At 64.4% G+C, this 24,101-nt stretch carries 23 protein-coding genes; 12 read left to right on the forward strand and 11 right to left on the reverse strand.

The features are described from left to right. Positions 1 to 48: 48 nt before the first annotated feature. From AC2T3R_RS11725 to AC2T3R_RS11735, 3 genes are all read left to right on the forward strand, one after another. Positions 49 to 1,350, forward strand: coding sequence for an MFS transporter (locus AC2T3R_RS11725; protein ID WP_486745279.1), 1,302 nt, complete (start codon positions 49 to 51; stop codon positions 1,348 to 1,350). 222 nt (positions 1,351 to 1,572) lie between these two features. Beyond that, positions 1,573 to 3,222 (forward strand): VRR-NUC domain-containing protein, encoded by a 1,650-nt coding sequence (locus tag AC2T3R_RS11730; RefSeq protein WP_410952852.1) that lies wholly within the window; start codon positions 1,573 to 1,575, stop codon positions 3,220 to 3,222. Continuing rightward, complete coding sequence (locus AC2T3R_RS11735; RefSeq protein WP_486745151.1) at positions 3,219 to 5,480, forward strand: ATP-dependent DNA helicase; 2,262 nt, start codon at positions 3,219 to 3,221, stop codon at positions 5,478 to 5,480. Before AC2T3R_RS11730 ends, AC2T3R_RS11735 begins: the two co-directional genes overlap by 4 nt. Positions 5,481 to 5,652: 172 nt before the next feature. On the opposite strand, the gene AC2T3R_RS11740 is transcribed toward AC2T3R_RS11735, so the two are convergent. After that, positions 5,653 to 6,834, reverse strand: a complete 1,182-nt coding sequence (locus AC2T3R_RS11740) for an NnrS family protein (protein WP_410952850.1) — start codon at positions 6,832 to 6,834, stop codon at positions 5,653 to 5,655. Between the two features lie 214 nt (positions 6,835 to 7,048). On the opposite strand from AC2T3R_RS11740, the gene AC2T3R_RS11745 reads away from it, so the two are divergent. From AC2T3R_RS11745 to ureG, 9 genes are all read left to right on the forward strand, one after another. Further along, positions 7,049 to 7,963 carry a site-specific integrase gene (locus AC2T3R_RS11745; protein ID WP_015270152.1) on the forward strand — a complete coding sequence of 305 codons (915 nt, stop codon included), beginning with the start codon at positions 7,049 to 7,051 and terminating at the stop codon, positions 7,961 to 7,963. Between the two features lie 375 nt (positions 7,964 to 8,338). Beyond that, on the forward strand, positions 8,339 to 9,172 hold the full coding sequence (locus AC2T3R_RS11750; protein ID WP_410952849.1) for an urease accessory protein UreD: 834 nt from the start codon (positions 8,339 to 8,341) through the stop codon (positions 9,170 to 9,172). Between the two features lie 9 nt (positions 9,173 to 9,181). Continuing rightward, a complete protein-coding gene (locus AC2T3R_RS11755) occupies positions 9,182 to 9,484 on the forward strand; it encodes an urease subunit gamma (protein ID WP_003256923.1) in 303 nt (100 codons plus the stop codon). A 19-nt stretch (positions 9,485 to 9,503) separates the two neighbouring features. Next, the gene (locus AC2T3R_RS11760; RefSeq protein WP_015270155.1) at positions 9,504 to 9,821 is read left to right on the forward strand and encodes an urease subunit beta; all 318 of its coding nucleotides are present in this window, start codon (positions 9,504 to 9,506) and stop codon (positions 9,819 to 9,821) included. After that, positions 9,818 to 11,521, forward strand: a complete 1,704-nt coding sequence (ureC, locus tag AC2T3R_RS11765; RefSeq protein ID WP_013972449.1) for an urease subunit alpha — start codon at positions 9,818 to 9,820, stop codon at positions 11,519 to 11,521. The genes AC2T3R_RS11760 and ureC overlap by 4 nt, the downstream gene beginning before the upstream one ends. A gap of 10 nt (positions 11,522 to 11,531) precedes the next feature. Further along, on the forward strand, positions 11,532 to 12,035 hold the full coding sequence (gene ureE / locus AC2T3R_RS11770) for an urease accessory protein UreE (protein WP_015270156.1): 504 nt from the start codon (positions 11,532 to 11,534) through the stop codon (positions 12,033 to 12,035). A gap of 17 nt (positions 12,036 to 12,052) precedes the next feature. Next, positions 12,053 to 12,598 (forward strand): HupE/UreJ family protein, encoded by a 546-nt coding sequence (locus AC2T3R_RS11775; RefSeq protein WP_061552167.1) that lies wholly within the window; start codon positions 12,053 to 12,055, stop codon positions 12,596 to 12,598. Continuing rightward, complete coding sequence (locus AC2T3R_RS11780) at positions 12,598 to 13,272, forward strand: urease accessory protein UreF (RefSeq protein ID WP_039612955.1); 675 nt, start codon at positions 12,598 to 12,600, stop codon at positions 13,270 to 13,272. The genes AC2T3R_RS11775 and AC2T3R_RS11780 overlap by 1 nt, the downstream gene beginning before the upstream one ends. A gap of 11 nt (positions 13,273 to 13,283) precedes the next feature. Next, positions 13,284 to 13,907 (forward strand): urease accessory protein UreG, encoded by a 624-nt coding sequence (ureG, locus tag AC2T3R_RS11785; protein WP_410952848.1) that lies wholly within the window; start codon positions 13,284 to 13,286, stop codon positions 13,905 to 13,907. A 120-nt stretch (positions 13,908 to 14,027) separates the two neighbouring features. Here the strand turns inward: ureG and AC2T3R_RS11790 are convergent, their stop codons facing one another. The 10 genes from AC2T3R_RS11790 to pnuC all read right to left on the reverse strand — a co-directional run bounded on the left by AC2T3R_RS11790 (position 14,028) and on the right by pnuC (position 24,001). Beyond that, on the reverse strand, positions 14,028 to 14,756 hold the full coding sequence (locus AC2T3R_RS11790) for a DUF899 domain-containing protein (RefSeq protein ID WP_486745152.1): 729 nt from the start codon (positions 14,754 to 14,756) through the stop codon (positions 14,028 to 14,030). Positions 14,757 to 14,849: 93 nt separating this feature from the next. Continuing rightward, entirely contained in the window at positions 14,850 to 17,051 is a 2,202-nt protein-coding gene (locus AC2T3R_RS11795; RefSeq protein ID WP_486745153.1) for an LTA synthase family protein, read from the reverse strand. Between the two features lie 135 nt (positions 17,052 to 17,186). Continuing rightward, a complete protein-coding gene (locus tag AC2T3R_RS11800; RefSeq protein WP_024087027.1) occupies positions 17,187 to 18,467 on the reverse strand; it encodes a transporter in 1,281 nt (426 codons plus the stop codon). 46 nt (positions 18,468 to 18,513) lie between these two features. Next, entirely contained in the window at positions 18,514 to 19,266 is a 753-nt protein-coding gene (locus AC2T3R_RS11805) for a hypothetical protein (protein WP_182328805.1), read from the reverse strand. Between the two features lie 46 nt (positions 19,267 to 19,312). Beyond that, positions 19,313 to 19,993 carry a C39 family peptidase gene (locus tag AC2T3R_RS11810; RefSeq protein ID WP_189121021.1) on the reverse strand — a complete coding sequence of 227 codons (681 nt, stop codon included), beginning with the start codon at positions 19,991 to 19,993 and terminating at the stop codon, positions 19,313 to 19,315. 62 nt (positions 19,994 to 20,055) lie between these two features. Continuing rightward, entirely contained in the window at positions 20,056 to 21,507 is a 1,452-nt protein-coding gene (locus AC2T3R_RS11815; RefSeq protein WP_031324312.1) for a hypothetical protein, read from the reverse strand. Between the two features lie 48 nt (positions 21,508 to 21,555). After that, positions 21,556 to 22,134: an adhesin gene (locus tag AC2T3R_RS11820; RefSeq protein ID WP_085719915.1), complete on the reverse strand. Its 579-nt coding sequence runs from the start codon at positions 22,132 to 22,134 to the stop codon at positions 21,556 to 21,558. A gap of 1 nt (position 22,135) precedes the next feature. Next, entirely contained in the window at positions 22,136 to 22,570 is a 435-nt protein-coding gene (locus tag AC2T3R_RS11825) for a hypothetical protein (RefSeq protein WP_015270165.1), read from the reverse strand. A gap of 298 nt (positions 22,571 to 22,868) precedes the next feature. Next, positions 22,869 to 23,438, reverse strand: a complete 570-nt coding sequence (locus AC2T3R_RS11830) for an AAA family ATPase (RefSeq protein ID WP_085719917.1) — start codon at positions 23,436 to 23,438, stop codon at positions 22,869 to 22,871. Further along, complete coding sequence (pnuC, locus tag AC2T3R_RS11835) at positions 23,435 to 24,001, reverse strand: nicotinamide riboside transporter PnuC (protein WP_015270167.1); 567 nt, start codon at positions 23,999 to 24,001, stop codon at positions 23,435 to 23,437. The genes AC2T3R_RS11830 and pnuC overlap by 4 nt, the downstream gene beginning before the upstream one ends. Positions 24,002 to 24,101 lie beyond the last annotated feature (100 nt).

A 24,101-nucleotide genomic window follows, 5' to 3' on the forward strand; every position in this document is an offset into this window, starting at 1 on the left:
CGCTGACAGCGCGGCAACAATAATAATAAAGGTCATCACATGAACCCTATGAAGAAGTACCAACGCATCACCGTCGTGTTCCTGCTGTTGATCGGCATCGTCAACTACCTGGACCGTAGTGCACTGTCGATCGCCAACACCTCGATCCAGAAAGACATGATGATCAGCCCGTCGCAGATGGGCATCCTGTTGTCGGCGTTCTCCATTGCCTATGCCTTTGCCCAGCTGCCGATGGGCATGATCATCGACCGCCTGGGCAGCAAGATCGCCCTCGGCGCTTCGCTGCTGGGCTGGTCGGTGGCCCAGGCAGCGTTCGGCATGGTCAACAGCTTCGCCGGCTTCATGGGCCTGCGGGTGCTGCTGGGGATTGGCGAGGCGCCGATGTTCCCGTCGGCGGCCAAGGCCCTGTCTGAGTGGTTCGATGCCAATGAACGCGGTACCCCGACCGGCGTGGTCTGGTCCTCGACCTGCCTCGGCCCGTGCCTGGCGCCACCCTTGCTGACGCTGTTCATGGTCAACTTCGGCTGGCGCGGCATGTTCATCATCACCGGTGTGATCGGCGTGGTGCTGGCGCTGTGCTGGCTGACCTTCTACAAAAGCAAGGCACGTTACCTGGCGGAGCTTGCTGCCGAGGGCAAGCCGTTGCCGAGTGGGCAGCAGGCGCCTGCAACCACTGCACATGCGCCGAAAGCCTCGTACTTCGCCGGCTGGCTCGACCTGTTCAAGCACCGCAGTACCTGGGGCGCGGTGCTCGGCTTCATGGGCGTGATCTACATGCTCTGGCTGCACCTGACCTGGCTGCCTGGCTACTTCGAGCGTGAGCACGGCCTGGACCTGTACAAGACCGCCTGGGTAGTGTCGCTGGCCTATGGCTTTGGCGCAGCGGGCACGATCGTTGCCGGGCGCTTCTGCGACTTGCTGGTCAAGCGCGGCATGAGCGTGCTGGCCAGCCGCAAGTTCAGTGTCATCACCGGCCTGGTGCTGGCGGCGCTGTTCACTTTGCCGCTGTCGTTCGTCACTGGCCTGACCGGTTGCATCATCCTGCTGTGCCTGGCGCTGTTCAGCATCAACATGGCCAGTGCCACCGCCTGGATGATCGTCAACACCATCGTCGACAGCCAGCGCGTGGCGTCGTTTGGCTCGATCCAGAACTTCGGCGGCTACATTGCCGGTTCGGTGGCGCCGATCGTCACCGGCTTCAGCATCCAGTATTCGGGCTCGTTCACCACGGCGTTCATGATCAGTGCGGTAGTGGCGCTGTGTTCGGCGGTGGCCTACTTCCTGCTGCTGCAGGCGCCGATTGGCAGTGCCAAGGTCAAGGCGGCGGAGATGGTTGCCGCGACTGAGTAACCTTTGCGCCGTCGCCTGTAGGAGCGGCCTTGTGTCGCGATGGGCTGCGCAGCAGCCTCGGGATTTTCAAGCCAACGCCGAAATCGCCGGGGCTGCTGCGCAGCCCATCGCGACACAAGGCCGCTCCTACAGACAGCGCCACCGAGATGACCCACGGCACTTGCCAGGCATACTGGTCTGTATGTATAACCAGTATTCATTCCAGCCGCCTGACCCCAGCCCGTGATCGCCCATTCCGTCGACGACCCGTTCTACTACCTGCACAACTTCCGCCAGGTGCTGCTGTGGGTCGAACAGCGCTACGAAGACCTGCTCGACGATCAGGAACTCGCTTTCATCCGCACCTTCGGCCAACTGGACGCCCCGGCACAGGCCCTGATGGTGCGCATGGTCATGCGCAAGGGCGAGCTGTTTCGCAGCGACCGCCTCGACTATGCCGAAATCGGCGATACCGGGCAGGCCCTGCAGCCGTTGCTGGCCCTCGGCTGGGTACGGGAGCCCGCGCAACTGGAACTGGAGCAACTGTTCGCCCTGTTGCGCAAGGACGAATTTGCCCGTTGTTTTGCCCCACAGCTGAGCCGCCCTCGCGCCGCCAAGCATGACCTGCTTGCACAGCTGCAACCTCTGGGCCTGCAAGCCCGTTCACTGGCCGAGTGGTTCCCGGACAGCGGCATGCGCATCCTCCATTGGTGCCTGCAACCCTTGTGCGACCGCATGCGCCTGCTGTTCTTCGGCAACCTGTACCAGGACTGGTCGGACTTCGTCCTCGCCGACCTTGGCTTGTTGCGCTACGAACAGGTGCCGTTCAGCCCCGATTCGCGTGCCCTTCAACAACGTGCCGAAGTCGACCTGGCCATGGCCTTGCACCGTTGCGCCGAGCGCCTTGAGCAAGGCGACGACCCGCAGGCGATCCTGGCAGCCATGCAGGGCCTGCACAGCGACAACCCATGGCTGGCCCGGCGCCATGCGCGCCTGCAATTCGCCTTGGGCCAGCAATGCGAGCGTCTGGGCGACTGGACGCAGGCCATGGCTGTTTACACGCAGTGCAGCCACGCCCAAGCGCGCATCCGCCAGGTGCGGGTGCTGGAGCGCAGCGAGCAGTGGCACCAAGCCCATGCGCTGGCGCTGCAACTGGCCGCGGCACCGGCCAACGCCCTGGAAGTGCAGGCGCTGGAACGCATGTTGCCACGCCTGGCACGCAAGCTCGGTGGCCCGCCACAGCGGCGCCAGCGTGTCGCGCCGCTGGAACTGATCGAGCTGGAGCTGCCCCGGGAACACGCAGCGCTGGGCGTGGAGGAGGCGGTACGCCAGTACCTGGCCGAAGCCGGTGGGCCGGTGCATTACGTGGAGAACACGCTGTTCAACAGCCTGTTCGGCCTGCTGTGCTGGGAGGCGATCTTCGCCCCGGTGCCTGGCGCCTTCTTCAACCCGTTCCAGGCCGCCCCGCAGGACCTGCACGACGGTGATTTCCAGCAACGCCGCAGTGCTCTGTTCGAACGTTGCCTGGGGCGACTCGACGATGGCAGCCATCACAGCGCGATTCTCGACTGCTACACCGCCAAGCAAGGCCTGCAGTCGCCGTTCGTGTTCTGGTCCGTGCTCAGCGAAGAGTTGCTTGAGCAAGCCCTGGCCTGCCTGCCGGCGGTCCATTTGAAACAGTGCTTCCTGCGCCTGCTGCAGGACATCCGCAACAACCGCGCCGGCATGCCCGACCTGATCCAGTTCTGGCCCGAACAGGGCCGCTACCGCATGGTCGAGGTCAAGGGGCCCGGCGACCGCCTGCAGGACAACCAGCTGCGCTGGCTGGAGTTCTGCCGGGCGCACGGTTTGCCTGTCGCGGTGTGCCATGTACGCTGGAGCGAAACGCCTTGAGCTATAGCGTGGCGGTACGGGCCTTGTGCGAGTTCAGCGCCAAGGTCGGCGACCTGGACCTGCGCTTCACCCCATCACCCACCGCTCAGGAGGGGATCGATGGGCACCGTCGGGTGGTGGCGCGACGCGCTGCGGGCTATGAGTCGGAAATTACCCTCGAAGGCCAGTTCGAAATCCTGAAAGTGCGTGGCCGCGCCGACGGTTACGACCCCACCTGCAACCGCCTGGAAGAGATCAAGACCCACCGTGGCGACCTGGCGCGCCAGCCGGCCAATCATCGCCAGTTGCACTGGGCGCAGGCCAAGGTCTATGGCTGGTTGATGTGCCAGGCACGGCAACTGCCGGACATCGAGGTGGCGCTGGTGTACCTGGACGTGGACAGCGATGGCCAGACGCTGATCAGTGAACACTGCACGGCAGCCGAACTGCAGGCCTTCTTCGAAACCCAGTGCCAACGCTTTCTGGCTTGGGCACAAGGGCAGGAGCAGCGCCTGGCCGAGCGTAACCAGGGCCTGCAAGCGCTGGGCTTTCCCTATCCGGCGTTCCGCCAGGGCCAGCGACAACTGGCAGAAACCCTGTACAAGGCGGTCAGTACCGGCCGCTGCCTGATGGCCCAGGCCAGTACCGGAATTGGCAAGACCCTCGGTACCTTGTTCCCCCTGCTCAAGGCCATGGTGCCGCAGCAACTGGACAAGCTGTTCTTTCTCACGGCCAAGACCCCGGGCCGGGCCCTGGCCCTGGATGCCATGCGCCAGATCACCGATGCCACGCCGCAGCCGGCCTTGCGCACGCTGGAGCTGATCGCCCGCGACAAAGCCTGCGAGCACCCCGACAAGGCCTGCCATGGCGAATCCTGCCCCTTGGCCGCAGGCTTCTACGACCGCCTGCCGGCCGCGCGCGCTGCGGCGGCAGCGTTGCCCATGCTTGACCGCGCCCAGCTGCGCGAAGTGGCCTTGGCGCACCAGGTATGCCCGTATTACCTGGGCCAGGAGATGGCGCGCTGGGTAGACGTGCTGGTGGCGGATTACAACTACTACTTCGATGCCCATGCCTTGTTGTTCGGCCTGACCCAGGCCAACCAGTGGCGGGTCGCGGTGCTGGTGGACGAGGCGCACAACCTGGTCGAGCGCGGCCGCGGCATGTACAGCGCCAGCCTCGACCAGGGGCAGTTGCAGGCCCTGCGCCAGAGCAAACCGCCTGGGCTGGTCAGTGCGCTGGACCGGCTGAACCGGCAGTGGAACGCCCTCTACAAGGAGCAGCGCGCGCCGTACCAGGCCAGCGAGTCGCTGCCAGATGCTTTGCTGCGTGCCCTGCAGCAATGCATCGGGCTGATCCAGGAACAAATGAACCAGACGCCTGCGCAAATGGACCCGCAGGTGCTGCAGTTCTTCTACCAGGCGTTGCAGTTCAGCCGGGTTGCCGAGCTGTTCGACGAGCACTTCCTGTTCGACATCAGCCAGCGCCAGGGGCCACGCAAGCGGCGGCTGGCCACCCTGTGCCTGCGCAATGTCACCCCGGCGCGCCTGTTGGGCCCACGCATGCAGGCGGCGCGCAGCGTGACGCTGTTCTCCGCCACCCTGAGCCCACGGCACTTCTACAGCGACCTGCTGGGCATGCCGGTCGATACCGCCTGGCTGGAAGTGGCCGCGCCGTTTCGCGCCGAACAGCTGGAAGTGCGCATCGCCAACCAGGTATCCACCCGCTACCAGCAACGCCAGGCTTCGCTGGCGCCGATCGTCGAGCTGATTGCCCGGCAGTACGAGTGCATGCCGGGCAACTACCTGGCATTTTTCAGCAGTTTCGAGTACCTGCAACAGGTGGCCGGGCTGCTGGCCGAGCGGCATCCACAGATACCCATGTGGGCCCAGGAACCGGGCATGGACGAAGCGGCCCGCCAGGGCTTTCTCGATCGTTTTGTGGCGGATGGCCGTGGGGTGGGCTTTGCGGTGCTGGGTGGTGCATTCGGGGAGGGGGTGGACTTGCCGGGCACACGGCTGATCGGCGCGTTTGTCGCCACCCTCGGGCTACCCCAGGTCAACCCGGTCAACGAGCAGTTCAAGCAGCGCCTGGGGCGGCAGTTTGGTGCGGGGTTCGATTACGCCTATCTCTACCCGGGCGTGCGCAAGGTTATCCAGGCGGCAGGCCGGGTCATCCGGGGCGACCAGGACCGTGGCGTTCTGGTCTTGATCGACGAGCGCTTCGCCGAACCCCGGGTGCAGCAGATGTTCCCGGGGTGGTGGCCGGCGCCGGGAGGTTAACGCGGCCCCGGCAATTTGTGCATCTGTGCTGAAACCTTGGGGCTGCTTCGCAGCCCATCGCCGGCAAGCCAGCTCCCACAGGTACAGCGCTGGCCTTGAGGTCGGCGCGGTCGGTGTGGGAGTTGGCTTGCCGGCGATGGGCCGCAAAGCGGCCCCAATCTAGGCATCAAGGCTAGCCCGGCATACCGTCAGCCCGTGGCTGCAGAAGGATGGGCAGGTAGTGGCGCAGGAACAGCAGCAGCGCCAGGCTCCAGCAAACTACTGAAAGGCTCACCCCCAGCGGCGTGAACAGCGGCAGCACCACCCGCGCCAGCGTCGCCAGTTGGATCAAGGCAAAGGCCCAGGCAATGCTGGTCGGCACCTGCAGCGGCCTGCCGGTGTGGCCCAGGCTGACCCGTGCCATCATCGCCAGGATCAGCCCGCTCATGGCGCCCACGGTCAGGGCGTGGGTCACCAGGCTCGGGCCCAGCGCCACCCCGGCATGCCACAGCGTCATGCCCAGGCAGGCAATGGCAATCCAGGCATAGGCCAGATGCAGCGACCACAGCAGGGGTACACGCCACAGGCCGCGGTCATGCCACAAGGTCAGGCGGGCCGTATGCAAGGCAAACAAGGTGCCGAACAGCACGGCCAGGCCGATATGCGGCGTATCGGCCAAACCCGAAGCAAAGGCCAGCGGTACCGCCACGCTCAGCAGCAGGCAGGCCCGGTCCAGCCAGGGGCGGGCAGGGGTCGGTGCCATGTTGCCCAGGCCGCGCCGGGTGAAGAACGGGATCACCCGCCCGCCAAGCACGGTCATCACCGCGGCCACCAGCCACAACCCGGCAAACACCCCGCGGCGCTGCCACAGTTCGTCCTGGCGCAGCCAGCCGGCCAGGGTCAGCCACTGGCAGGCGGCGATCAACAGCACCAGGCCGACGATCGGGTAGTTGTTACGCAAGCGCCGTTGCACGATCGGCCGTGCCAGGGCTAGTGCCACCAGTGGCAGGAAGCTGCCCTCGATCACTACCAGCAGGCCGCCCGGTAGTGGCAGGAACCAGCTCACCCGGCCCAGCAGCCAAAGCAGGAACAAACCCTGTAGCGCGCGCCCGTTCAAGCCTGGGATGCCGCTCCAGTTCTGCACGGCGGTCAGCAGGAAACCCGCGATGATGGCAGCAGCAAAGCCATAGAGCATTTCGTGGCGGTGCCAGGCGAGCATGCCGCCGGGGGGCGTGGGCTCCAGCGCACCGGCCAGTACGCCGCCCCACAACAGCAAGGCGAGCAGCGCAAACAAACTGCCACCCAGGAAGAATGGGCGGAAACCCAGGCCCCAGACGGCCTGGCGTGGGCGTGAATCGATCGGCTGCACAAGCATGGGCTGACCTTCGTTCGTTCAGTGGGCTCAATTGGGGTAAGATCACGATCCGTGCCAGCTCCGAACCCCTTGTATATCAAGGTGATGGCACTTCTCCGGGTCCGAATGACATGTGTATTCCGCTGTTATTTGGACCTGCTTGTATGTCGTATTGACTTGCTTCAGGGTCTGGCCGGTTCGCCGCTGGCCAACGCTTCGCTACAGGATTCACGTTTTGTCCGATCTCTCGAAAAATCCGCTGCTGCAGTACATGGCCCGCCTGGCCCCATCCAGCCAGCAAACCATGCGCTACATACTTCAGGACGCCGCCGATCGGCTGGGTTTTGTCGACTGCAATATCGTCGATGTGCCCTGGCATCGGCTCGAGCCCGGCCATGTGATCGCCCTGGTGGCGGCGCTGCGTGCGGACGGTTACGCCCCCAACAGTTCGTCGCTGTACGTCAACGCCATTCGCGGTGTGATGAACGAAGCCTGGCGCCAGGGCCTGATCGATCACGAGCAGTTGCTGCGCATTCGCGAGGTCAAGCCGGCCACCGGCAGCCGCCTGCCGCCGGGGCGCAACCTGCGCCGCAGCCTGATTCGCGAGCTGATGGATGTGTGTGCGGCCGACCCACGGCCGCAGGGTGTGCGTGACGCGGCGATCATCGCCTTGCTGTACGGCACCGGCATGCGCAAGTCGGAATCGGTGGACATCGACCTGGACCAGGTCGACTTCGAGGCGCGCAGCCTGCAGGTGCTGGGCAAGGGCAACCGCCAGTTGATCAAGTACGCCCCGCCATGGGCGTTCGAGAAGTTGCAGGCGTGGCTGGACCTGCGCCGCCAGGACTTGCCCGCAGGGGCCGAAGACGACCCATTCCTGTTCAACCGCATCCGCCGTGGCAGCCATATCACCCGGGCGCGTATCACCAAGCATGCCATTTACTACATCGCCCGCCAGCGTGGTGCGCAGGTGGGCGTGAAGATCATGCCGCACGACTTCCGTCGCGCGTTCATCACCCGGGTGATCGAAGAGCACGACCTGTCCATTGCGCAGAAGCTGGCGCATCACGCCAATATCCAGACCACCGCCATCTATGACCGGCGTGACGACAACGAACGCCGACGTGCGGTGGACCGCTTCGATTACTGAGTTTTGATAGTTGGGGCCGCTTTGCGCCCCTTCGCGGGCATGCCCGCTCCCACAGGTACTGCACAGGCCTCCAGACACCCATCAACCTGTGGGAGCGGGCGCGCCCGCGAAGGGCTGCAACGCAGCCCCATTTTCACCTTGCTCCGGCACCGAAACAGGGCCGAAGCACGCCCCTGCCTTGTGCGCCATCCCCCCGTATGCCCGATGCCAGAGCGGCCATGGCAAATCCTTCATCTTCGTTCACCTGCGGAGTTGGCCCGCAACCTGCTATATCCAGCCTGCGAATTTGATCGAGTGGTCAGGGCGCGCACGCCGTAGCCGTGCGTGCCTGCCACTCTAAACGGCCAGCAGGCCACGGATTTCAGGGGCCGCAGGATGTCGCTCGCGGAGCAGATCGAACAACAACACGACGATGCCGGCTGGAGTGCTCACCTGCAGTTGCGCTTCGTCAGACGCGACAAGGTGACCCGCCTTGGTGCGTGGCGGCATTTCGGACCTCTTTTGGTGCAGCGACCGTTCTATCCGGAAGGTGCACCGTGCCATGTCTACGTGCTGCACCCTCCTGGAGGGATCGTCGCTGGCGACCGCCTGGAGCTGGATATCCAGCTGGAGCCGGGCAGCCACGCGCTGCTGACCATGCCCGGCGCCAGCAAGTTCTACCGCAGCATCGGCCCGACCGCGCGGCTGGTCCAGCGTTTTCACCTGGGCGCCGACAGCACCCTGGAGTGGCTGCCGCAGGACAGCATCTTCTTCTCCGGCGCCCGCGCCAGCCTCGACAGCCGTTTCACCCTCGAACCGGGGGCGCGCCTGCTGGCCTGGGAAACCCTGTGCCTGGGGCGCCCGGTGATGAGCGAGCGGTTCGATCACGGAGCCCTCGACAGCCGCTTGCACATCGAACTGCCCGACGAAGTGGGCCTGCACGAGCGCCTGCGCGTCGAAGGCGGGCGCCTGAGCAAGCTTGGCGGGCATCCGCTGCTGGCCACCTTCTGCGCCGCACCCGCCGACCAGGCCGTGCTGGATCTGGTGCGCCCGCTGCTCGATGAGATGGCCAACCCGGCCGGCGCGACCCTGCTCGGGTCGTTGCTGGTGATTCGCGTGCTCGACCATGACAACCAACACCTGCAACGCACCCTGCAACGCCTGTGGCATGTGCTGCGCCCGGCCGTCCTCGGCCTGCCGGCCTGCCCGCCGCGTATCTGGGCCACCTGAGAGAGCGCCATGGAGCTGACCCCGAGAGAGAAAGACAAACTGCTGCTGTTCACCGCCGCGCTGCTGGCGGAGCGGCGCCTGGCCCGTGGCCTGAAACTCAACTACCCGGAAGCGGTGGCGTTGATCAGTGCCGCCGTGCTCGAAGGCGCCCGTGATGGCCGCACCGTCGCCGAGCTGATGAGCCTGGGGCGTGAAGTATTGAGCCGCGAGCAGGTAATGCCTGGCATCGCCGAAATGCTCCACGACGTGCAGGTCGAAGCGACCTTCCCGGATGGCACCAAGCTGGTGACCGTGCATGACCCCATCGTTTGAAGTTGCCCAGGAGCCCCGCATGATCCCAGGTGAAATCCAGGTCGCCGCCGGCGACATCGAGCTGAACAGCGGCCGCGCGACAGTCAGCGTCAGCGTGGCCAACCATGGCGACCGGCCGGTGCAGGTCGGCTCGCACTACCACTTTTACGAAGTCAACGAGGCGCTGGTGTTCGAGCGCGCGCCTACGCTGGGCTTTCGTCTGGACATCCCCGCGGGTACCGCCGTGCGCTTCGAGCCTGGCCAGGCGCGTACCGTGCAACTGGTGGCATACGCCGGCAAGCGCGAGGTCTACGGCTTCCAGGGCAAGGTGATGGGCGCGCTGGAGGGCAGGGCATGAGCCGCATTTCCCGCCAGGCCTATGCCGACATGTTCGGCCCCACCGTGGGCGACCGCGTGCGCCTGGCCGACACCGCGCTGTGGGTCGAGGTGGAGCACGACTTCACCATCTATGGCGAAGAGGTGAAGTTCGGTGGCGGCAAGGTCATCCGCGATGGCATGGGGCAGGGCCAGATGCTGGCTGCCGAAGCCATGGACCTGGTACTGACCAATGCCCTGATCATCGACCACTGGGGCATCGTCAAGGCCGATATCGGTATCAAGCACGGGCGTATCGCGGTGATCGGCAAGGCTGGCAACCCCGATGTGCAGCCGGGCGTGAACGTGCCAGTGGGCCCCGGCACCGAGGTGATCGCGGCCGAGGGCAAGATCGTCACCGCCGGTGGTGTCGACTCGCACATCCACTTCATCTGCCCGCAACAGGTGGACGAGGCGCTGAACAGCGGTGTCACCACCTTCATCGGCGGCGGTACCGGGCCGGCCACCGGCACCAACGCCACCACCTGCACGCCCGGCCCCTGGTACCTGGCGCGCATGCTCCAGGCTGCCGACAGCCTGCCGATCAACATCGGCTTGCTGGGCAAGGGCAACGCCTCGCGGCCGGAAGCGCTGCGCGAGCAGATCGCAGCCGGCGCCGTGGGCCTCAAGCTGCACGAAGACTGGGGTTCGACACCAGCAGCCATCGACTGCTGCCTGGGCGTGGCCGAGGAAATGGACATCCAGGTGGCGATCCACACCGACACCCTCAACGAGTCCGGCTGCATCGAAGACACCCTGTCGGCGATCGGCGACCGCACCATCCACACCTTCCACACCGAGGGTGCTGGTGGCGGTCACGCCCCGGACATCATCCGCGCGGCAGGGCAGGCCAACGTGTTGCCGTCCTCGACCAACCCGACCCTGCCGTACACGGTCAACACCGTGGACGAGCACCTGGACATGCTCATGGTCTGCCACCATCTGGACCCGAGCATCGCCGAAGACGTGGCCTTTGCCGAGTCGCGCATCCGCCGCGAAACCATCGCCGCCGAGGACATCCTCCACGACATGGGCGCCTTTGCCATGACTTCGTCCGACTCCCAGGCCATGGGCCGGGTTGGCGAGGTGGTGCTGCGCACCTGGCAGGTGGCCCACCAGATGAAGCTGCGCCGCGGGCCACTGGCGCCGGACACCAGCTACAGCGACAACTTCCGGGTCAAGCGCTACATCGCCAAGTACACCATCAACCCGGCCCTGACCCACGGCATCGGCCACGAAGTGGGCTCGGTGGAAGTCGGCAAACTGGCCGACCTGGTGCTGTGGGCGCCAGCGTTCTTTGCGGTCAAGCCGGCCCTGGTCATCAAGGGCGGGATGATCGTCACCGCGCCCATGGGGGACATCAACGGTTCCATCCCCACGCCGCAACCGGTGCATTACCGCCCGATGTTCGGCGCCCTGGGCGCGGCGCGGCATGCCACGCGCATGACCTTCCTGCCCCAGGCGGCGATGGACCGTGGCCTGGCCGAGGAGTTGAACCTGCGCAGCCTGATCGGCGTGGCCCACGGCTGCCGCCGGGTGCGCAAGCCCGACATGGTCCACAACACCTTGCAGCCGCTGATCGAGGTCGATGCGCAGACCTACCAGGTGCGTGCCGACGGTGAACTGCTGGTCTGCGAACCGGCCCGCGAACTGCCGCTGGCCCAGCGTTACTTCCTGTTCTGAAGGAGCACCGATGATTGTCTTGACCCGCCGTATCACCGAGCCCGGCCAGCTGGGCGAAACCGGCACCGTCACCCTGGACGTGGACAGCCGCATCAAGAGCCGCCTGCGGGTGACCCTGGATGATGGTCGCGAGGCCGGGCTGATGCTCGAACGCGGCCACCTGCTGCGCGGAGGCGAACTGCTGGCCGATGCCGAGGGCACCCAGCTGATCCGTGTGCTGGCGGCGCCCGAGGCGGTGTCCACGGTGCGCTGCGCCGACCCGCACCTGCTGGCCCGCGCGGCCTATCACCTGGGCAACCGCCATGTACCGCTGCAGATCGAACCCGGCCTGTTGCGCTTCCAGCACGACCACGTGCTGGACGACATGTTGCGTGGCCTGGGCCTGACGGTAGAGGCCGAACAGGCGCCGTTCGAGCCTGAAGCGGGCGCCTACCAGAGCGCACCGCACAGCCACAGCCATAGCCATGCCCACGGCCACGATCACCCGTTCGTGCGCCTGCCTGCCCATTCCTGAACTGCCTGGAGCAACCGATGAAAAAGACTTTCGCCCTGTTTCTGCTGATGCTGGCTCTGCCTGCCTTCGCCCACCCCGGGCACGACGCCAACCCGCTGCAGGACGGCCTGCTACACCCGCTGACCGGTCTTGACCACCTGCTGATGCTGCTGGGCACCGGTGCGCTCGCCGCGCTGACCCGGCGCAACCTGACGCTACCCCTGGCAACCCTGGCGGCGATGTTTGGCGGCGCGGTGTGCGGCCACCTGTTCGGCGATGTACTGGGTATGGAAACCCTGATTGCTGTGTCGCTGCTGGTGGCTGCCGGTGCCGTGCTGCTGCCCAGCCGCCAGCTGCTGCTGGCAATGGCCATGCCGGTGTTCGCCCTGTTCCATGGCTGGGCCCATGGCGTGGAAGCCACGCCAAGCGCGTTCTGGCAGTTCAGCGCCGGCTTCGTCACGGTCAGCGGCCTGTTGCTGGCGGCCGGCTTTGCGGTCGGTTGCCTGTTGCGCAGGCATAGCGGCCTGCAGAAGGCCTTTGGCGGCGGCCTGCTGGCCGGCGCCGCGCTGGTACTGGCTGGTTGATGGACAGCGACCTGGCGCTGTTGCGCCTGCTGCAGCTGGCCAGCCCTGGCTTGCCGGTGGGTGGCTTCACCTACTCGCAAGGCCTGGAGTGGGCGGTCGAGGCGGGCTGGGTACGGGACGTGGATGGTTTCGCTGCCTGGCAGCGCGAGCAGATCGACGACACCCTGGCCTGCCTCGACTGGCCGGTGCTGGCGCGCTTGTACCACGCCTGCCAGGCCGAGGACGCCGAAGCCTTCGGCCACTGGAGCCGCTTTCTGCTGGCCAACCGTGAAACCGCCGAGCTGCGCCTGGAAGAACAGCAGCGCGGCGCGGCGCTGGCACGGCTGCTGGACGGCTGGCAACTGGGCCAGGCGCCGGCCTGGCGGGCCAGCCTAGAACTCACCCAGCTGGGCGGTATGGCCTGGCTGGCTGCGCACTGGGCGATCCCACTGCGCCAGTTGGCCCTGGGCCATGGTTTTGCCTGGCTGGAGGGCGCGGTAATGGCCGGGGTCAAGCTGGTGCCGTTCGGCCAGCAGGCCGCCCAGACCTTGCTGCGCGACCTGGGTGCAGGGCTGCCCGCGGCCCTCGACCAGGCACTGGGCCTGGGCGATGACCAGCTTGGCGGTGGCCTGCCATTGCTGGCCATTGCCTCATCGCGTCACGAAACCCAATACACCCGTTTGTTCCGTTCCTGAGGACTGCCTGCATGCAAAGCTATCAACAACCCCTGCGCGTCGGTGTCGGCGGCCCGGTCGGCTCCGGCAAGACGGCGCTGCTCGAAGCCTTGTGCAAGGCCATGCGCGACCATTACCAGATCGCAGTGGTCACCAACGATATCTACACCAAGGAAGACCAGCGCATCCTGACCGAAGCCGGGGCCCTCGAGCCGGAGCGCATCGTCGGCGTGGAAACCGGCGGCTGCCCGCACACGGCGATACGTGAAGACGCCTCGATGAACTTGGCGGCGGTCGAAGCACTGGCGCGCAAATTTGGCAACCTTGAGGTGATCTTTGTCGAAAGCGGCGGTGACAACCTGAGTGCCACCTTCAGCCCTGAGCTGGCCGACCTGACTATCTACGTGATCGACGTGGCCGAAGGCGAGAAGATCCCGCGCAAGGGTGGGCCAGGGATTACCAAGTCGGACTTCCTGGTGATCAACAAGACCGACCTGGCGCCCTATGTGGGGGCTTCGTTGGAGGTGATGGAGCGCGATACCCAGCGCATGCGCCCGGAGCGGCCATGGACCTTCAGCAACCTGAAGAAGGGCGAGGGGCTGCAGGCGGTTATCGACTTCATCGTCGAGCGCGGGATGCTGGGTGTGCGCGGCTGACATACCGCGGCCCCAGTGGGAGCGGGCGCGCCCGCGAAACAGGCGATGCGGTGCCTGGCACCGGCTTTGCCGGTGTTCGCGGGCATGCCCGCTTCCACAAGGGATATGTGTTGCCTCACGTTATTTGTGGCAGCAGTTAGGCTTGTCCGGCTGCCCTTCATAACGGTCGTGGTGCCGCACCCAGTCCATGGTCCCGGCCTCGTTGCGCCCCAGTGGCGCGATGTCGAGGAAGTTGTAGGTGTTGACCAGGATGTCCAGCCCGCGGGCATAGGTCGAGTAGGTGTGGTACACGCTGCCGTCCGGCTCGCGGTAGAACGCACTCAGCCCGGGAAGCTCGCTTTCATCGCCCTCATATGGCTCATAGTTGTACTGCCGCTGGCCCTCGCTGCCGACGCTGACGCCAAAGTCCTCGTTGAAGCCGCTGCCATGTGACGAATACCAGGGGAACTGCCAGCCCATGCGCCGGCGGAATGCCTGGAACTCGGCATACGGCGCACGCGACACCGCCACCAGCGACACGTCGTGATGGGCCAGGTGCAGGTTGGCGCCGTCAAAGTGGTCGGCCAGGAATGAGCAGCCGTGGCAACCTTCGCTCCAGCCTTCGGCGAACATGAAGTGGTAAACCAGCAGTTGGCTGCGGCCTGCGAACAGGTCGGCCAGGCTCAGTTCGCCGTCGGGCCCCTGGAAGCGATAGTCGTGCTCCACCTTGAACCAGGGCAGGGCGCGACGGGCTGCGGACAGCGCGTCGCGGTGGTGGGTGAAGGCCTTTTCGTGCAGCCACAGCTGCCGGCGGGCCGCCAGCCACTGGCTGCGGGAAACCACCGGGTGCCTGCTTTCGCTTGTGCTCATGGTGTTATCTCCACATTGGGTGATTCACACACTAGTCGAGCACGGACGGGTTGAATCGACAGGTCGCGGCGGCCCGGCGATGAGTGGTACCGTTCAGCCCGAATGGGCGATATGCCCTTCGGTCAGCTCATCCGCTGCTTCATCTTCCCCTGGCAGCGCGGTTATCACACTGAAGTCGCTGATTTCCACCTGACCACCACCATAGCCCAGCAAATGGAAGGAAAACGCTTTGCGCGCGGTCGGGTTGTCGAAGCTGAACTCCATTTCCAGCGGCTCGTCGGCGGTGACTTTCACTTCGTAAGGCAAGCCCAGCGGTACGTCCTGCTCCAGCTGTTTGGCCTTGAGCTGGATATAGGCTGCGCGCTTGGGGTCCAGCGAACGTACCTTGACCCGTACGCGGGTATGCGAACCCTCGGGCATTTCCAGGTACTGGGCGCCGATCAGGTTGTCGGCCCAGTCATCTTTGATGCGCTTGCGCAGCTGGATCGGCGATGGGCCGCCGAACTGGTAACGCAGGTTGAGCGGTGTCTGCAGCAGGGACTGGTCGAGCACCCCCGCGAGGGCACCGATCTGCTGGCCCAGCAGGCTGTCGCCCAGCCCAAGGTAACGTGCCTGGTCGGCGATGAAGCCCTCGCTGGCGTAACGCCGGCAGCGCTGCTGGAAATCGCATTCGGTGAACACACCCCGGCCGTCGTGATAGCGCAGCATGCCGTTGGTGTAGGAGATCATTTCACGACCGCTGTCGTAATCGCGGTATAGCGAGCGACCGCCGAGCGCCATGGGGATGGGCAGCGCAAAATAGTCGAGCAGGGAGGTGGCCAGGTCGATATGGCCGTAGGTACCCCGCTTGATCCGTGGCAACTGCGCCTGCTCCGGCGCCAGAGTAAGGTTGAAGCCCCAGGACGAGGCCAGGCGCACACCGTCGATGCCGTGGGACTCGTCGGAAGTCACCACCACCAGGGTGTCCTTGAGTACGCCCTGGCGTTCGAGGTTGGCGAGGAATGCACCGAGCGCATCGTCCAGGTAGGCGACTGCCGCCTGTTTCGGCGTGTCGTAGCGCTCCATGTACTCGAACGGCGCCGAGTAGGGCTGGTGGGTGCCCACGGTGAGCAGGGTCAGCATCCATGGCTTGTCCTGCTTTTGCAGCTGGCCGACGTAGTCCAGCGCCCCCTCGAAGAAGGAGCGATCATCCTTGCCCCAGGGGAAGTCCAGGTAGTTCTTGTTGCGGAACCACTCCTGGCCGTGCACCGAGTCAAAGCCGATGTGCGGCATGATGCGGTCCTTGGCCATGAAGCGCAGGCCGGCACCCTGCAGGTAGTGGGTAGTGAAACCGGCCTGGCGCAACTGCGCCGGCAGGCAGGCCTGGTTGCGATCGTTCTGGGTCAGCAGTTCCATGCCCTTGGGCGTGCCGTTGGCCAGCTTGTCATAGTCACCGCAGAGCATCGCGTACAGGCCACGGATGGTCTGGTGGGTATGCAGCACGTAGTCCGGGGTGTTCATGCCGCGCTCGGCCCACTGGCTGAGCTTTGGCATCAGCTCTTCGTCGAAGCGGCTGTGCAGGGCCTGGCGGTTGGGCCGCAGGTAGGCCCCGGGGATGCCTTCCACGGTGATGATCAGCAGGTTGCGGGCGTTGCCTGGCCCGGCGAGCAGCCGCTGGCCATGCAGGTCGGACTGGGTCAGGCCGGTACTGGCCAGAGGGGTGAAGGTATGTGTGCGGCCCATCCAGCCTTCGACCTGGCGCTGCAGGTTGCCGGCCCCGGCCGACAGCAACTGGTGGGTGAGGTTGTATTGCCGCCATTGGTCGGCGTCGGAAGGTACCAGTTGCTGGCTGCCCCAATGGGCGCCAAACATCAGCAGCGGAATGGCCCAGGCCTTGCGTGGCAGCGGCTGGCTGCGTTGGCTACGGCTGCGCCAGGCGATGGCCAGCCAGCCCAGCAGGCCGGTGCTCATGGTCCAGGGCAGCCAGGCATGGGCCAGGCCGCCACCGGTCGAGTTTTCCATGAACTGCGGGTCGAGCAGGTATGTGAGGTCAGCGCTGGTGGGCAAACGGCCAACCGCGCTGACCAGTTCGGCCGAAGCCACCCAGAGGGCCGCCCAGGCCAGCAATACGGGGAGCGCCAACCACCACGGCCGACGGTGCAGCAGCAAGACCAGCAGGCTGCCGAGTGCGAGGTCGGACAGGTAACCGAGCGGGTTGGACCAACCCAGCATGGCGCGCGTACCCAGTGGGATCACCAGTACCAGGGCCGCCAGGGCGACAAGCCGGGTACGTGGGTGGTCTGACAGGTTCTTCACGAAAACATCCCTTTTGCCATTAAATCGTCATGCAACTGTGCTTGATGATAACAGGCCGTGGCATGGGAGGCGGTCCGGGACAAGGCTGGTAACCAAAACCGGGCCCTTTAGCGCGGGCCCGGCCGATGGCAAGTATCAGAAGTAGTAGGGGAATTTCAGGCTGAAGGAAAAGTCCGGTGCGTCATCGGTCAGACCAATGGACAGGTTGGGCACGATGGTCAGGTTGTCGGTGGCGGCGAAGGTCATGCCGATGTTGAAGTTGGCTGCGTTGTAGTCGCTGTTGGAGATCGACTGCCAGTCACCACCATCCGGCTTTATCTTGCTCTTGCGGGCGAACTGGTCGGACACCGAGAACGACATGCTCATCTTCTCGTTCAGGGCAAAGGCGATACCGCCGCCGATCTGCCAGGAGTCGCCCAGCTTCACGTCGCCGGGCACCTTGCTGTTGACCTGTGGGCTGATGTCGCTGAACGAGTCTTCCATGTTGTAGGTATAGGACAGGCTGCCGAAGAGCACGGCCGGGTCGAACGTCTTGACCAGCGAGATGCCCGGCGTGATCGACCAGACGCCGTTGCCGGTCGGCAGGCTTTCCGGTACCGACAGGTTGTCGTTGCCCTCGACCTGGCGCAATTTGATGCCATACGGGTCTTTGCCGGTCGGTGCCTTTATGCGCAAGGTAGCGACGGCGTCAGGCCAGGTCTCGTCTTCGTCGAGGAACTTGTAGGCGACGCCGACGTTGACGTCGCCAATTTCCGGGTCGCGGGTTACGGTTTCGTCCGAGGTGCTCGCCCCGGCTCCCCCTGCACCGCCGGAAGAATAAGTGGATTCGCGGTACACCACCGGGACGTTGATGTCGAACTGCCAACGCTGGGCGAGGTTGTAGCGGGCAGTCATGTCCAGGGTCCAGTTATCTGCCTTCACCCGGTCAAGGTTGATACTGCCGAGGAAGATCGAGTCCAGTGCCAGGAAGCCGTTGAGCACCAGCGCCCGAGTATCGTAGTGGGTATAGGTGACACCGGTCTCGAAGCTGAACTTGCCGCCGCCGAAGAAGCCGCTGGCCTCGTCATACAGGTTGGACACGCTCTGTGCCGGTTCGGCGTCGGCGGTCAGCGCCTGACCATAGGAGCTGCCGGTGGTGCCCGGTGCACCCGATGCCACCGTCTGTGCGCCCTTGACCCCTTCGGCCGGGGACCTGACCAGGCGTTTGGGCGGTGGTGCTGCCGGGGTTTCCTCGACCTGGCGTACGCGCTGCTCCAGCACCATCAGCGCTTGCTGCTGGGCTTCGTAGCGACGTTTCAGTTCCATCAGTTCCTGCTTGAGAGCCTCAACCTGTGGGTCGGAGGCGGCGTAGAGCAATGTGGCCGGGGCCAAAGTGGTCAAACACACAAAAGCTTTGAGCGATAAAGATCGGTGCATGGAATTGCCGTCCCTGCCGACTACTTTTGATGAGACTGAGCGTAGATCAGTATCCGAATGTGCGAAGACCTTTGAGCTGATCGAGGCTACCGTTCAGCGACGCGGCTGTAGGCACGCTTTCACGCATCACCACATTGAGCGTGGTGACGTTGTTCACCCGGTTGCCATTGCCCAGCAGCGTCGAGTTCTGCATCAGGCCACCCTGCGCCAGGCGCTGTACGCTGCTGCCCTGGTTGTTGCTGGCATTGATATTGAACTGCACCCCTACGCCGCTGGCAGACACACTCAGCGCACCTGCGCCGTTTTCGCCCGTCAGCGTCTGGCCGTTGGCCAGTGCCTGGCCCTGTGGCTGCGCGGTGGGCGCCTGGTTGGCCTTGGAGACATTGATGGCGACATCGTTGTAGGCGGTGTTGTTGTCGCCAGCGGCGCGTACCACCTGGGTAACACCCTCTGTGGTGTTGAGGCCGGCACCGCCCGTGACGGTACCGGTACCTGGTGCGGTGGATCCAGCTGACGCTGTGCCAGTGCCGCTTTCGTCGATCAACGACACATAGAATTGCGGTTTGATGGTCGACTGCTGAATCTGCATCGTGCTCGTGGCACCGATCACGTCCCCTTTGGCATTCTGCCAGGTGCTGGACATGACAATGCCGAAACTCACGATCCGCCCCGGCATCACGTAGCGGCCACGCAGGGTCGCCAACTCATGGTCCTTCAGCTCGATGGGCTTGAACGTTTCGGCATGGGTGGGAAGGCTGACGGCCAGGCATGCGATCGCGAGCCAGAATGGGTTCTTCATTGGGGTGCTCCCCGGAGCCTCGTGCTCCTTGTCGTTGCAAGAGTCGTTAGAAGAAGTCGCTTTTGATGAAACCGAAGTCCAGCAGCTCTGCATCCTGCACCGGGGTGAAGTTGTTCACCCGACCCTTGGCGGTCAGCGGCAGGGGCGGGTCGAGCAGGATGTTGTTCTTGTCGTAGCCTTGGCCGATGACGGCGAAGATGATGCCGTTCCAGCCCTTGAGAAAATCTTCGACCTTGTAGCGCTTGTGGCCCAGTACCGGGTCACCGATATACACCCAGCCCTTGTCGACCTTCTGCATGACCACGAAGTGCTTGTAGCCGCGCACGTCCATCAGCACCACGACCGGGATGCGCACGCTGTGCAGGGTCTCGGGTGCCACCCGGTATCCGCGGGCACGCATCCCCAGGCTTTCCACGTAGCGTTTCATGTCGAGCATCGAGAAGCCTTGCGTGCGCACCAGGTCCTGGTCGGCGTGGGCCAGCATGCCTTCGATGATCTGTTGCTCGTCCACATCCAGCCAGTAGGCCTGGCGCAGGATGGTGGCCAGCGCGGCGGCGCCGCAGCTGAAGTCGGTTTTCTGTTGCACCAGGTCGGCGAACTTGCGCTCGCGTACGCTCTGGATGGGCTTGAACACCACGGCGCCGCCCGGCAGGACGGACAGCGGCATTTGTGCAGCTTCGCTCATGCTGGCCAGGCACAGCAAAAACGCCAGGGCAATGATGCGCATGATCGGATGCCTTCCGGTTCTGTTGAAGAAAGGCCCCCCGAAGGGGGCCTCAAGCACAGCGATCAGAACGAGGTGTTGGAGATGGCCAGCGAGTTGCTCTGCTGGTTGCCCACACCGGCTGCCACGTTCACGCCCAGGTTGCCACTGCCGCCATTCACCGAACCACTAAGGGTTGCAGTGTTGGTAACAGGGTTTGCCCATCCGGTAGGGGTCAGCACTTGGAAGGACACGGTATTGCTCAAGTCGTAGGCACTGCTTTCGCTGTAGCTCTTCGACACGTCGTTCGACGATTGAGACGATTTCTCGCCAGACTTTTCAAACGCCGATTCCGATGCATTGGCATAGGACGACTCGTGAGCCTTCTCATACGAGGAGTCGCGAGACTTCTCGTAGCTCGATTGGCGAGCCTTGTCATACGACGAGTCGAATGCCTTCTCGAACGACTTGTCGTAAGAGCTTTCCCGCGAGTGGTCGACATCCACATTGAGCGATGCATTGAGCGAGGCATCGAAGCTGTCGGTGCGAGTGCGCTCGTGACGGCCGTAATCGGTGGTCGTGGTGCGGGTCGCATCGGCTGCCGCGGCCAAGGAGGCGCTCAGGCTGGCACTGCTGGACGAACTGGAGTTGCCGGCCATCGAACCACTGGCGTTCCAGCTGTTGGAGCCGCTGGCAGTGGAACTGTGCGAGCCGCTGGCGTTCATGCTGCTCGAACCGCTGGAGTTCCAGCCACTGGAGCCACTGGAACTGGCACTTCGCGAGCCGGCCACGCTGAAGCTCGAGGACGAGCTGCGGTCGTCGGTCGAATTGAACGTGCCCTCACGCGAGCTGGAACCGCTCTTGGTGGTGGTGATGGTCAGCGTGTCCACCCGGTAGGTGCGGTCGGCGCCGTTGTTCACCGTCAGGCCTGGGCCGTTCTGGTCGGCAGAGGCGGTGGCAGTGGCATTGCCCAGCGGGGCACCGGTGTTGGCGATGGCCATGGTGTTCTTCTGCTGGTTCAGGTCGCCGCCAGCGATGTTGATGCCGACGTTACCCTCCGCACCATCGGCCGAGCCGGCCATGACTGCCGAGTTCTGGGTGGACCAGTTGTCGACACGGTTGTTGTTGCTGAACTGGCGAACGTCAGCGGTGGCTTCGGCGGTGCCGAACACGAAGCTGTTGTCCAGGCTGGACTCGGACGATGCATTGGCAATAGCCGCAGCATTGTCCTGCTGGTTGCCGTTACCGGCTGCCACGTTGACACCCACGTTGCCGCTTGCACCCGTGGCCGAGCTGCTCATTTCGGCTTCGTTGATGGTGCCTTGGTTGGTGATGGTGTTACCCGTGCTGCGTTGGCTGTCCATGGCGTTGGCTGTGGCATACACAGGGATCCGGGTGGGAGGAGGGGTGTGATGCCCGTTATTGTGGTGACCATTGTGGTGCCCGCCACGCCGGTCGTTCTGATCAGCTTGTACAGCAACAGCCATGACCGCAGCAATTGCGAAAACCAGAGGCTTGATTGCCATCGAGGGTTTCATGGTGATTCTCCGTACTTTTAGGTTAAGTGTTGTTCTTAACTGGATGGGTCAATCCGCGACCCGGATGCTCAAGGTGTTGGCCATTCGGTTTCCCACCCCGGCACTCTGGTTCAACTGAATCACTCCACGGCTACCGGTGAAGGCCTGGTCACTGGTGGTGACCTGGCGATTGCCAGTTGAAGTGTCAATCGGACCGGAGTTGTTGAGCAGCGCCACGTTCTGTTGCATGAGGACGCTGTCGTCGATGCTTTGCGGCTGGGCACCGAGACTGATGCTCAGTGCGTTCGCTTGCTGGGTGTTGGCGCCGGCGCTCTGGTTGACCCCCAGGGCGCCGCTACCGTTGCTGAAGGCGTCGCCCTGTATGGTCGCGCGCGCGTCCATCGCGGAAGTTGCGGGGGCGTTCAGCCGTTGGCGGATCTGCGTGGTGGCGCCAGCCTCGGGCCCTGCGGCGAAGGCGCGCGCGTTGGCCTGTTGCTGTTGGTCGCCGGCTGCCTGGTTGACCGACAGGTTGCCCTGGTAACGGCTGCCCGAGCTGTCGATGTCGGCGTTGTTGATCACGGGGACCGGGGATTGCGCGAAGGCCGATGTACTGCACAGCGTGACCAGGATCAGCAGCGTGTGCTTCATCTCACTTGCCTCCGGTCAGGATCTGCAGCGGCGCCAGGCCGCGCTGCACACTCGAGTTGACCATGTTCGAGATGCCATTTCCCGAGCCTGTACCGCGGCCACCGGCCAGGTTGGGCAGTTGGGACTGGTTATTGAGGTTGCCGCCCAGGTTGTTGGTCTGCTGGGTAATCAGGGTGCTGATGCCCGCACCGCTGCTGATGTTGGCGAAGTCGCCATCACTCAGTTCGTTGGTTTGCTTGAGGATGTGAGCGGAAGGATTGGCATTGACGGTGGTGGGGTTGGGGTCGGGTCTTAACGGCGGGACCACAGCGTTGCGTGTCTGCACATCACGGGTTATCACGATGATGCCGTTGTCGGCCTGGGCCGTCAGGCTCAACGAACCCAGCACATAGCCCATCAGCAGCAGGTGATAAAGGCGTTTGTCAGTTTTCCTCACGACGGCAACTCCTTCAATGAGCGCTGGCCCTGTTCAGCGATGTGAACGAGGGAGCAGAAGGTGTGCCGCTTTCGAGAAGCGGTTTCAGATCAAAAGGTTAAGGTAGGCACCATGACAAGCTGCGGCATATTCTGTCTCAGGGCTGAAACAGGCAGCCGCGAGTGGTGCAGGCAAAGCCAGTGTCGGCCTTGATTGGAAGGGTTTTTGCAGGAGTGTTTCAGCGCCTTGACATTACTTTCGACGCCCCGCAAGACCTCATGTTTTCAGGGGCTTCGCCCCACAAGGGTGTGTCAGTGGGTTAACACTCGGTGGGGCAGGATGGCGTATCGCTATCAATGAGCTTAGCGACTGTTTGCAGTGCCAGCAACTGGCGTTGTGGCCAATTGCCCTCAATTATTTTGTACGCCTGCTCATGCCGTTGCAGCCAGTGCAGGCTGTCGTCGAAAAAGCGCTGGCGGTCGCGCAGTTCCGGCTGGCTGCGCTGGCCATCGGCAACCCAATCCACGCCTTGCGGGCTCAGCAGCAGGTGCAGGTGGTAATGCCGCGCCAGCAACGCCTGTTCCAGCCAGGCCGGGCAGTCGCCGAACAGGGCGTGGCTCCAGAGCATGTTGCTGAGCAGGTGAGTGTCGAGAATCAGTAGCGACGGTGCCTGCTCACGGGCCTGGTCTTCCCAGGCCAGCTGACCACGAGCGATGGCAGGGATATCGGCATAGCAGGTGTCGCGGCGTTCCTGATCGATGAAGTGGCGCACGTATTCGGCCACCACCACGCCGCCGAAATGCGCCTGGATCACACCGCTGAGCCAGCTCTTGCCACTGGATTCCGGGCCGCACAGCACCAGTACTTTCATGGATTGTGCCGCGCTCATGGCTGCACCAACGCCGGGTCACGGCGCCATTCCAGCCAGCCGCGCACGGCAATCAGGGTGAGCACGGCGAAGAAACCGGCGGTGAAGTACAACTGCTGGTGCAGGTACTGGCCCACGTAGACGATATCTACCACTACCCACAGCGGCCAGCACTGCAGGCGCTTCTGCGCCATCCACAGTTGTGCCACCAGGCTGAAGCCGGTCAGGGTAGCGTCCAGCCAAGGCAGGACGGCGTCGGTCCAGGTGGCCATTGCCGCGCCCAGTGTGGCGCTCAACAACACCCCGCCGGCCAAACCGACGAGCAATGCCGGACGCTGCAGGCGGGTGACCTGGCGGGCGTCTTCAGCATGGCCCGGGCGCTTCCATTGCCACCAGCCGTAGACCTGCAGGATGGCATAGGCCAGTTGCAGCAACATGCCGGAGTACAGCTTCACCTCGTAGAACAGCCAGCCGTAGATCAGCACCATGACCAGGCCGATGGGCCAGCACCAGGCATTCTGCTTGACCGTGAGCCAGACAGCGGTGACGCCGAGGACGGCGGCGATGAGTTCAAGGCCGGACATCGGCGATCCTTGGAGACTGCGGGGAAGGGCGCGATTGTAGCGGGTCGGCCGGGGAAGGTGTAGGGCGTTGGGGTCTTTGGGGCTGCTTTGCAGCCCATCG

Source organism: Pseudomonas sp. PVC-5-1 (genome assembly GCF_057444345.1).